A 9,446-nucleotide genomic window follows, 5' to 3' on the forward strand; every position below is an offset into this window, starting at 1 on the left:
TAGCCCCCTTCGGCGCACCATGGCACCGGTTTTCTCAGCAATGACGATCGGAAGATGCTAACGCCGGACGGCGCCGCTTTGACGCCCCATAGGCCAGTTGAACGCCCAAGTCAATCTGACGCGAATCCGGCGCAACCGGACCCCTTCTCTTCTTTCATAAAGAAAAAAGAATAGAATGATGATGATGTAGATTGGCCCGTGGATAACCCGTGTTCCATGATTACCCCCGAACTTGTTCACAGGACCGACGGACCCTGATCCAACCCTTGGTCATTGAAAAGAAAAGGGAAACATACTGCCCGCGCTGCCGTTCCCCGGCCCGGCCCGGGTTTTCCCCAGGCAGCCCCGGCAGGTTTTCCCGTGTGGATAAACGGCCCCCGTCACTTGACAAAACTTGCCGGGAAACGCGATCTGATCGCAAACCACCGTGACCACCATTGTTTGCCCTGCGCCGCCGCACAGGTTTATCCACATGACTGTCCTCACCCTCGCTTCGGGATCCAGCGTCCGTGCCACGCTTCTGCGCAATGCAGGGGTAGCGATTGACGTGCGTCCGGCGCGCATCGACGAAGAGAACCTGCGCGATTCGCTGCTCGCCGAAGGCGCCACGCCGCACGACCTTGCGGATGCCCTGGCCGAACACAAGGCGCTGAAGATCGCCCCGCAGGCGCCACTCGTCCTGGGCTGCGACCAGATCCTGGAATGCGACGGCCGGATCTATAGCAAACCCTCCTCGCCGCAGGATGCCCTGGCCCAGCTTGCGGACCTGCGCGGCAAGACCCATCGCCTGCACACCGCCGCCGTGCTCTACGCGATGGGCGAACCCGTCTGGCGCCATGTCGCCACACCCCGGCTGACGATGCGCGCCTTTTCCGACGCCTTTCTTCAGTCCTATGTCGCCACCCAATGGGATCAGATCCGCCACTGTGTCGGCTGCTACCAGATCGAGGGCGCGGGCCTGCGCCTGTTCGACCGGATCGAGGGCGACCTGTTCAGCATTCAGGGCCTTCCGCTTCTGGAACTGCTCTCCATCCTCACCTTGCGCAAGGATATCGACGGTTGAGCCAGCAAATCCCCCTCGCGGCGGTCATCGGGTTCCCGGTGGCGCATAGCAGATCGCCCAGGCTGCACGGCCATTGGCTGGCCCGCTACGGGATCGCTGGCCATTACGTTCCGCTGGCCATTGCGCCCCAGGACTTTGCCCAGGCGCTCGCGCAGTTGCCGCGCATGGGTTTCGTCGGTGCGAATGTGACCATCCCGCACAAGGAAACGGCCTTGGCGCTGGCCGATCGCGTGACGCCGCTTGCCGACCGGATCGGTGCCGCCAATACGCTGCTGTTTACGCCCGACGGGATCGAGGCCGACAACACCGACGCCTACGGATTTACCCAGAACATCCGCGAGGGTCTGCCGGGCTGGTCGCCCCGGCGCGTGGCACTGATCGGTGCCGGCGGCGCCAGCCGCGCGGTGATCGTCGCGCTGCAAGACGCCGGTGCGCAGGACATTCTGTTGACCAACCGCAGTCCGGACCGTGCGCTGGATCTGGCGGCTGATTTCGGCCCCGGCGTCACCCCCGTGCCCTGGCGCGACCGGCAGGCGATGCTGGACGGGTGCGACACCCTGGTGAATGCGACGTCGCTGGGCATGACCGGCCAACCCGCGCTGGATCTCGACCTTGGCGCCCTGCCCGTTTCGGCGGTCGTGAACGATCTGGTCTATGCGCCGCTCGAAACCCCGTTGCTGGCCGCGGCGCGCGCGCGCGGGAATCTGGGGATCGATGGTCTGGGGATGTTGCTGCATCAGGCCGCGCCCGGCTTCGAACGCTGGTTCGGCATCCGCCCCACCGTGGACCAGGATCTGCGCAAGGCGGTGCTGGCATGAGCGTCGTTCTGGGTCTGACCGGCTCCATCGGCATGGGCAAATCCACCACCACCGGCTTTTTCCGCGAGGCCGGCGTGCCGGTCTGGGATGCCGATGCCGCCGTGCACCAACTTTATTCCCCGGGCGGTGCGGCGGTGGCCTCGATCGCGCAACTCCACCCTGCGGCCGTCCGAGACCAGGCCATCGACCGCGCGGTCCTGCGCGCGTGGATCGCAACCGACCCCAACGCGCTGAAGCGGATCGAGGCCGTCGTGCACCCGCTCGTCGCCGCCTCGCGCGCCGCGTTCCTCCAGGACAACGCCGATGCGCCGCTGGTTGTCCTGGATGTGCCCTTGCTGTTCGAAACCGGCGGCGATGGCTATTGCGACGAAACCCTGGTCGTCACCGCCCCGCCCGATGTCCAGCGCGCCCGCGTCCTGTCCCGGCCGGGCATGACCGACGCGCATTTGCAGACCATCCTGGCCAAACAGATGCCCGACGCCCAGAAACGCTCCCGCGCCAATCATGTGATCGAGACCCTGAGCCTGGATCAGACCCGCGCCGCCGTGCTCGACCTGATCTTTCGGTTGACCGGAACCCGGCCCCATGCGTGAGATCGTCCTGGACACCGAAACCACCGGGTTCGAACCCGCCGAGGGCCACCGCCTGGTCGAAATCGGCTGCGTCGAGCTGTTCAACCACATGCCGACCGGGCGCACCTATCACCAGTATATCAACCCCGACCGCGACATGCCGGCCGAGGCCTTTGCCGTCCATGGCCTGTCCGAGGATTTTCTGCGCTCCCAGCCCCTGTTCGCCCAGATCGCCGACGCCTTTCTGGATTTCGTGGATGGCGGCACGCTGGTGATCCACAACGCGGCCTTCGACATGAAGTTCCTGAACTGGGAATTGGCGAACGCCCGCAAGCGACAGTTGCCGACCGACCGCGTGGTGGACACGCTGACGATGGCGCGGCGCAAGTTTCCGGGCTCGCCCGCCACGCTGGACGCTCTCTGCCGCAGATTTGGCGTGGACAACTCCAACCGAACCCTGCACGGCGCGCTGCTCGACTCGGAAATCCTGGCCGAGGTCTATCTCGAATTGATCGGCGGCCGTCAGCCCGATTTCGCGCTGGGGGTGCAGCAGCAGAAACAGCGCACCTCGGATGCGACGACGACGGCGTGGCGCCCGCGCCCGCGCCCCACACCGCTGCCCCCGCGCCTGACCGCGACCGAATCCGCCGCGCATGACGCGCTGATCGCCAAGATGGGCGACAAGGCGATCTGGCGCCGCCATGACAACTGACCATGCCCTGGTGATCGGCGCTGGGCCGGCCGGCCTCATGGCGGCCGACCAGCTCTTGCGCGCAGGCGTTCCCACCCTGGTGGTCGAGGCCAAGCCATCGCCCGCCCGCAAATTCCTGATGGCCGGGAAATCGGGGCTGAACCTGACAAAGGACGAACCCCTGTCCGAATTCGTCCCGAACTATGCCGAATCCGGCGATTGGCTGCGCCCCATGCTGGCTGAATTCGGCCCCGCGCAGGTTCAGGCCTGGGCGCGCGCGCTGGGTTGCGATGTGTTTACAGGGACGTCCGGCCGGGTCTTTCCGCGCGCCATGAAGGCCTCGCCGCTGCTGCGCGCCTGGCTGCGCGACCTGGGCGCGCGGGGACTGGATCTGCGCACCCGCTGGCGGTGGACCGGGCTGTCCGAGGGGTTTGTCTTTGACACACCGCAGGGTCCGCAAACCCTGCGCCCGGTCGCAACGGTTCTGGCGCTGGGCGGCGCAAGCTGGGCGCGCCTGGGGTCAGACGGCGCCTGGGCTTCGATCCTCGCCGCTCAGGGGATCCCCCTGGTGCCGTTCCAGCCCGCGAACATGGGCTTCCTGGCCGCCTGGTCGCCCCACATGACGCCCCATTTCGGCGCCCCGCTGAAATCCATCGCCCTGATTGCCGGGGCCCAGCGCGCGCGAGGCGAGGCTGTGATCTCGGCCCGCGGGATCGAGGGGGGCGGCATCTACGCCGTCAGCCGCGCCTTGCGGGACGGCGCGGCGCTGCACATCGACTTGTTTCCCGATATCGATCTGGCGCGGCTGACCGAACGTCTGGCGGCACGACCCAGGGCCGAGTCCGCAACCAACAGCTTGAAAAAGCTGGGTCTTTCCGGCGCACGTTTGGCCCTGGTCCTGGAATGCGCGCGCCCGCTTCCTGCCGATGCGGCCGCGCGCGCCCGGTTGCTCAAATCGCTGCCGATCCCGCTGACCGGCCCCCGCCCGACGGACGAGGCCATCTCGACCGCCGGCGGCATTCCCCGCTCGGCGCTGGACGCGGATCTGATGCTCACGGCCCTGCCCGGGGTCTTTGCCGCCGGCGAAATGCTGGATTGGGAGGCCCCGACCGGCGGCTACCTGCTGACCGCCTGTTTCGCCACGGGCCGCATTGCCGGACAGGCGGCCGCCCGGTTCATAGCGCGATCGCGGTCAGGATGAACCCGTCCGCCCGCGCGAATCGCCCGTCGATCCGATCGCCTGGTCGAAACGGACCGACCGCGCGCTGAAAACGGGCGCTGAATACCGCGTCGCCCAAAGTGACCGCGAACACATCAAAGCCGAACAACTCTCTGCTCAGCGGGTATTGCGCCTTGTAGGCGCATTCCTTGGCGCTGAAGATCACCCGCGCCAACCGCCCGGCGTCGGCCCGCCCGCGCAGCCAATCGCGCTCGGCGGGCAGCAATATGGTGTCCCAGACCTCGGCCGGCAGGTCCTCGTCGTGTTCGAGATCCACACCGACCATCCGATGGGACCGCGACGCCACGGCCAGCGCCCAATACCCCGCGTGGGTGATCGACCCGACCCAGCCCGTGGGCCAGACGGGGGCACGATCGGTCCCCATCGGGATCGGCCGGGCCGCGCCCAGGGCGGCGCGCGCGGCCTTTCTGCCGGTTGCGAATTCGTCCTTTCGGGCCGCAACGGCGCCGGTCATGGCCGCGGCCTCCTGGGGGAACAGATCGGCGGGGCCGATCCGCTCTACCCCCAGGGACAGCCCGGGCAGAACCCGGGCGGCCATGGCGCGCAGGCTCATCCCAGTTTGCTCAACCGCTCGGCCCGCATCGCGCGGCGCCTGGACATCGCGTCCAACCGCCCGCGCGCCGCCTCGGCCTCGGCCTCGACCGGGGCCTCGGCGACGGGTTTGGGACCGGCCGGCTTCAACTTTGCGTCGATGTGAGAGGCCAGCGCCGACAGAACCGGGAAGCGGAAGACGTCGGTGATCGACAGGCCCGGCAGCGCCAGCGCCTCGCGGATCTCGCGGTGCGCCTGCACCGCCAACAGCGAATGCCCGCCCAGCTGGAAGAAGTTGTCGCCCGGCTTCACCTCGGCCACGCCCAGCACATGGCGCCAGATCCCGGCGATCCGCACCATGGTGTCGCCGCCGTTCGCCGCGACCGGCGCCTCGATCACCGCGGGCCGCACCAGCATCGGCGCGGGCAGGGCTTTTCGGTCGATCTTCTTGTTCGGCGTCAACGGGAAGCGATCCAGCCGGACCACATGCGCGGGCACCATATGGGCGGGCAAAGTGCGTGCCAGCGCCGCTTTCAGCGCCGCGGTGTCCGCAGACCCCAGGACATAGGCCACCAGCCGCACGTCGCCGGGCTGATCCTCGCGCGCGATGACCACGCTTTGCGTGACGCCGGGCTGGGCATCCAGCGCGGTCTCGATCTCGCCCAGCTCGATCCGGTAGCCGCGCAGCTTGACCTGATGGTCGGCGCGGCCCAGGAAGTCGATGCCGCCATCGGCCCGCAGACGCACCAGATCGCCGGTGCGGTAGAGCCGCGCGCCCCCGATCTGCACAAAGCGGTCCGCCGTCAGGTCCGCGCGTTGCCAATACCCGCGCGTGACACCCGCGCCGCCGATCCACAATTCCCCCTCGGCGCCGATGGGAACCGGGCGCCGGGCTTCGTCCAGCACGTGCAGGGCGGTGTTGGCGATGGGCGTGCCGATACCCACAACCCCTTCGCCGCCGCGCGACAGGGCGGTGGTGGACCAGATGGTGGTTTCGGTCGGGCCATACATGTTCTGCACGGGCGCACCGGTGATCTGCGCCAGATCCGCCGCCAGCGCACCCGGCAAGGCCTCGCCGCCGATCAGGATCTGTTTCACGCGACTCAGCGCTGCCCGGGCTTCGTCATTGCCCACCAGCATCCGCGCCATCGAGGGCGTGCATTGCAGATGCGTCACGCCGTGGCGCTGGATCTGCGCTGCCAGCGAAAAATCGTCGGGCGCCAGCTGCGCGGGCGCGTTCGAGCGGCGCAACACCTCGGCCAGCGGATAGAGCCCCTCGAGCACCTGCGCGGTCGGGATGCCGTAGTCGATCAGGCAGCCGATCTCGGTCACGCCGATGCGCTTCAGTTGCTCGACCCGGCGCTGGCAGTCCTCGACCGTGCCAAACAGGCCCGAATCCTCGAAATACCGGTTGAAGGCATACTCGAGGATGCCGTCCACCTCGTCCTGGCTGAGCGTGCGCAGGTCGATGTCCATCGGGTTCGACACGCCTTTGGGCTTCTTGAATGCGGGAAAGGCCCAGGCGTATTGCTTGACCAGCCCAGCCGCCGACAAGAGATAGCTTTTCATCGGCCCGCGCGCCGTTTCGCGCGCCAGCTCACGGGTGCGCGCCACATAGGTGTGCAGCATCAGCGTGACGCTGAAGTCCCGCGGATCGTGGCCCGCGGTGCGCAGGGCCTCATGATAGATCCGGATCTTTCCGGCGACCTCGTCGATGGACTGGCCCAAAAGGTGCGTCAGCACGTGCGCACCGATCTCGCCCGCCTCGCGCCAGGTGTCGGGGTTGCCGGCGATGGTCAGCCAAAGCGGCAGTTCCCTTGAGACCGGGCGCGGCAGCGACTGGATCGCGCGGGTTTCGCCGTTGTGGTCGAAATCGACCGCGTCGCCGCGCCACAGGCGGCGGATCTTGTCGATGGTGTCGAACATCGCGGCCTTGTTGTTCGGCACGCTGTTCTCGGGCCTCAGCACGAAGTCCACGGGATGCCAGCCGCTGGCGATTCCCAACCCGGCGCGGCCGTTGGTCAGGTTGTCGATGACGGCCCATTCCTCGGCGATGCGCACGGGATGGTGCAGGGGCGCCACGCAGGACCCGGACCGCACATCGATGTTGCGTGTCACCGCGGCCACCGCGGCGCCGGTCACGGCGGGGTTCGGATAGGGGCCGCCGAACGCATGGAAATGGCGTTCGGGTGTCCAGACGGCCTTGAATCCGTGGGTATCGGCGAATTTCGCGCCCTCCAGCAGCAATTCGTATTTCTGCGGGCCGGGGCCGTCGTCATTTCCCCAGTAGAACAGGCTGAAGTCCATCTTTTGGTCGGACACCGGCATCGACCCGCCCGAGACCATCATCCGGTCCTCGTCCGAGGTCAGCACCAGCTTGAAGCCGCGCGCCAGCGTCCAGAACAGTTCCAGCACCGAGATATCGAAGCTGAGCGAGGTGACGGCCAGCCAGACCCCGGCCGGATCGTGCGGGATGCGGTCATCCATCCCGGCAAAGAAGTTTGCCACGTTGCGGTGTTCGACCATCACGCCCTTGGGCTTGCCGGTCGAGCCCGAGGTATAGATCAGATACGCCAGATCCTGCGGCGCCGCGCCGGTGGCGGGGTTGTCCTCGCTGGCGGCATTCAGCCGTGTGTCGGTGTCCAGCACCAGCAGATCGGCGGCATGGGCGGGCAGGATGTCGATCAGCGCGGATTGCGTGACGATCACGGGCGCGCCCGAATCCGTCAGAAAGTGTTGCAGGCGCTCGGCGGGATAGGCCGGGTCCATCGGCACATAGGCGCCGCCCGCCTTCAGGATACCCAGTGCGCCGATCAACAGATCGGGCGAGCGACGGGCGCACAGCGCGACCGGCGTGTCGGGCCCGATTCCCATCGCTTGCAGCACATGCGCCACCCGGTTCGCCCGCGCGTTCATCTGGGCATAGGTCAGGCTGACGCCTTCGAACACCAGCGCCACGGCGTCAGGCGTGCGGGCGACCTGCGCTTCGAACAGGCGGTTAATGGTCTGGTTGTCAAAGGCGCGCGCGGTGTCGTTCAGCCGATCCAGAATCTGCCGCTCGGGCGCGCTGAGAAGATCGAGCTCGGCGATTGGGCCCTCGGCTTTGGCCAGATGGGCGATGCGGGCGGCGAACAGATCGAGCGTCCCCTCGTCCACGCGCGACAGATCGGCGCACAGGCTCACCCCTTGAGGGCCCGCGACGACGCACAGCGCCGTGCCGTCGATCCGCGTGCCGGTCTCGCTGAGACCCAGCGCCGGAACCGCCAGCGGGGACAGCGCCGGGTCGCGGCCGATCAGGTCGCGCGCATAGGCGGGTTTCGACACGGCTGTGGCGGAAAACGCGGCAACGTCGGCTTCCAGCGCGGCCAGGGTTTCCCCCTGCGGCGTCATCGGCAACCAGCCCGCGATATAGCCGGGGGCGGTGGCCTGCGCGGCCTCTGTCGCGGCGCCACGATAGGCCCAGCCGCCGGGCGCATAGGCGGCGATGATCGCCACCGCACGCTGGGCGGACACACCCGGCAACGCGCGCGTGGCAAGTCCCTGCCCGCCGGATCGGGCCGCCAGATCGGCCGCCGCGAACCCGTTCAGCGCCGCGCGCCAGTATCCATCGCCCGCCGCGATACCGGCCATGGCCGGCGTCAGGCTGTCGGGTGCGGGGGCCAGACCCTCGCCGAGCGGGGCGACATCGTGAACCGGCAAGCCGGCCAGACAGGTCAGCCCCAGCCGCACTGCGCCGTCCGCGCAGGCCACGACCAGCGTGTCACCCGTTTCCAGCACGGTCCCGGGCGTGCCCGACGCATCGACCCGTTTGGCCGAGGCGACGGCGTAAACGCCTTTCGCGGTTTCGATCTTGGGCAGCGCCAGCGGGTTCCAGTAGCCGCCATGATCCAGCGCCCGGACCAGCCGCAGCACCTCGGTGACCGGGCGCGAGAAATCCAGCCGCCCCGCCCTCTGGGGCCGGTCGTCGCGCCGGCACACGCTGCGCTGCGTCAGATCCTGCGCCTGCCCGGGTTCGTCGCGTTCCAGTGCCTCGACCACGGCAGGGAATGTTTCGATCGCGGCGCCATAGCAGCGGGCGTTCAGCGAAAAGGCCGTGTCGTCGGGGCCGATGTCGAACAACCGTTGAGCCAGCACGCGGCCCTCGTCCACGCCGCCCTCGATCCGGTGCCAGGTGATCCCGTGCCGGGCCTCGCCGTTCAGCAGGGCCCAGACCGGCGCATTCAGCCCGGCATAACGCGGCAGCGGCCCGTCGTGAAAGTTCACCGCCCCCTTGCGCGCCCGCGCGATCAGGGCCCCGGGCAGCACCGACAGGTTGGCGATGGACAAGAGCCAGTCGAATTCGGCCGAGATCCGGTCTGCGATCCCCTTGCCGGGCGCGACGACGGGTATGCCTGCGCCCGTGGCCCAGGCGATGACCTCGGCGTTGCGGCTGGCGATCGTGGCGATGTGGTGCCCGCGGCCGGTCAGAACCTTCGCGCATTCGACCAGCAGGGATTCATTCCCGACGAGGACACAAGAAAACGGGGGCATA

At 68.1% G+C, this 9,446-nt stretch carries 7 protein-coding genes; 5 read left to right on the forward strand and 2 right to left on the reverse strand.

The genetic code is table 11. From position 1 onward, the window contains the following. Positions 1 to 472: 472 nt before the first annotated feature. Genes H6900_03570 through H6900_03590 form a run of 5 tightly spaced genes read left to right on the forward strand, consistent with a single transcriptional unit; the run spans position 473 to position 4,345 of the window. Positions 473 to 1,063: a Maf-like protein gene (locus tag H6900_03570; protein ID MCC0072350.1), complete on the forward strand. Its 591-nt coding sequence runs from the start codon at positions 473 to 475 to the stop codon at positions 1,061 to 1,063. After that, the gene (locus tag H6900_03575; protein ID MCC0072351.1) at positions 1,060 to 1,881 is read left to right on the forward strand and encodes a shikimate dehydrogenase; all 822 of its coding nucleotides are present in this window, start codon (positions 1,060 to 1,062) and stop codon (positions 1,879 to 1,881) included. Before H6900_03570 ends, H6900_03575 begins: the two co-directional genes overlap by 4 nt. Continuing rightward, positions 1,878 to 2,474 (forward strand): dephospho-CoA kinase, encoded by a 597-nt coding sequence (locus tag H6900_03580; protein ID MCC0072352.1) that lies wholly within the window; start codon positions 1,878 to 1,880, stop codon positions 2,472 to 2,474. The genes H6900_03575 and H6900_03580 overlap by 4 nt, the downstream gene beginning before the upstream one ends. Further along, on the forward strand, positions 2,467 to 3,165 hold the full coding sequence (gene dnaQ / locus H6900_03585) for a DNA polymerase III subunit epsilon (protein ID MCC0072353.1): 699 nt from the start codon (positions 2,467 to 2,469) through the stop codon (positions 3,163 to 3,165). The genes H6900_03580 and dnaQ overlap by 8 nt, the downstream gene beginning before the upstream one ends. After that, positions 3,155 to 4,345 (forward strand): TIGR03862 family flavoprotein, encoded by a 1,191-nt coding sequence (locus H6900_03590; GenBank protein MCC0072354.1) that lies wholly within the window; start codon positions 3,155 to 3,157, stop codon positions 4,343 to 4,345. The genes dnaQ and H6900_03590 overlap by 11 nt, the downstream gene beginning before the upstream one ends. Here the strand turns inward: H6900_03590 and H6900_03595 are convergent. Then, positions 4,320 to 4,937, reverse strand: coding sequence for a 4'-phosphopantetheinyl transferase superfamily protein (locus tag H6900_03595; GenBank protein ID MCC0072355.1), 618 nt, complete (start codon positions 4,935 to 4,937; stop codon positions 4,320 to 4,322). The two genes, H6900_03590 and H6900_03595, sit on opposite strands and share 26 nt — an antisense overlap. After that, positions 4,934 to 9,445, reverse strand: coding sequence for an LLM class flavin-dependent oxidoreductase (locus tag H6900_03600; protein ID MCC0072356.1), 4,512 nt, complete (start codon positions 9,443 to 9,445; stop codon positions 4,934 to 4,936). Before H6900_03600 ends, H6900_03595 begins: the two co-directional genes overlap by 4 nt. Position 9,446 lies beyond the last annotated feature (1 nt).

This window comes from Rhodobacter sp. (genome assembly GCA_020637515.1).
Lineage (GTDB): Bacteria > Pseudomonadota > Alphaproteobacteria > Rhodobacterales > Rhodobacteraceae > Pararhodobacter.

What these genes read in the sequence shown, in the direction of transcription:
- H6900_03570 (MCC0072350.1), top strand. Translation starts at nt 473, where the DNA reads ATGACTGTCCTCACCCTCGCTTCGGGATCCAGCGTCCGTGCCACGCTT.
- H6900_03580 (MCC0072352.1), top strand. Translation starts at nt 1,878, where the DNA reads ATGAGCGTCGTTCTGGGTCTGACCGGCTCCATCGGCATGGGCAAATCC.
- dnaQ (MCC0072353.1), top strand. Translation starts at nt 2,467, where the DNA reads ATGCGTGAGATCGTCCTGGACACCGAAACCACCGGGTTCGAACCCGCC.
- H6900_03590 (MCC0072354.1), top strand. Translation starts at nt 3,155, where the DNA reads ATGACAACTGACCATGCCCTGGTGATCGGCGCTGGGCCGGCCGGCCTC.
- H6900_03595 (MCC0072355.1), bottom strand. Translation starts at nt 4,937, where the DNA reads ATGAGCCTGCGCGCCATGGCCGCCCGGGTTCTGCCCGGGCTGTCCCTG.
- H6900_03600 (MCC0072356.1), bottom strand. Translation starts at nt 9,445, where the DNA reads ATGCCCCCGTTTTCTTGTGTCCTCGTCGGGAATGAATCCCTGCTGGTC.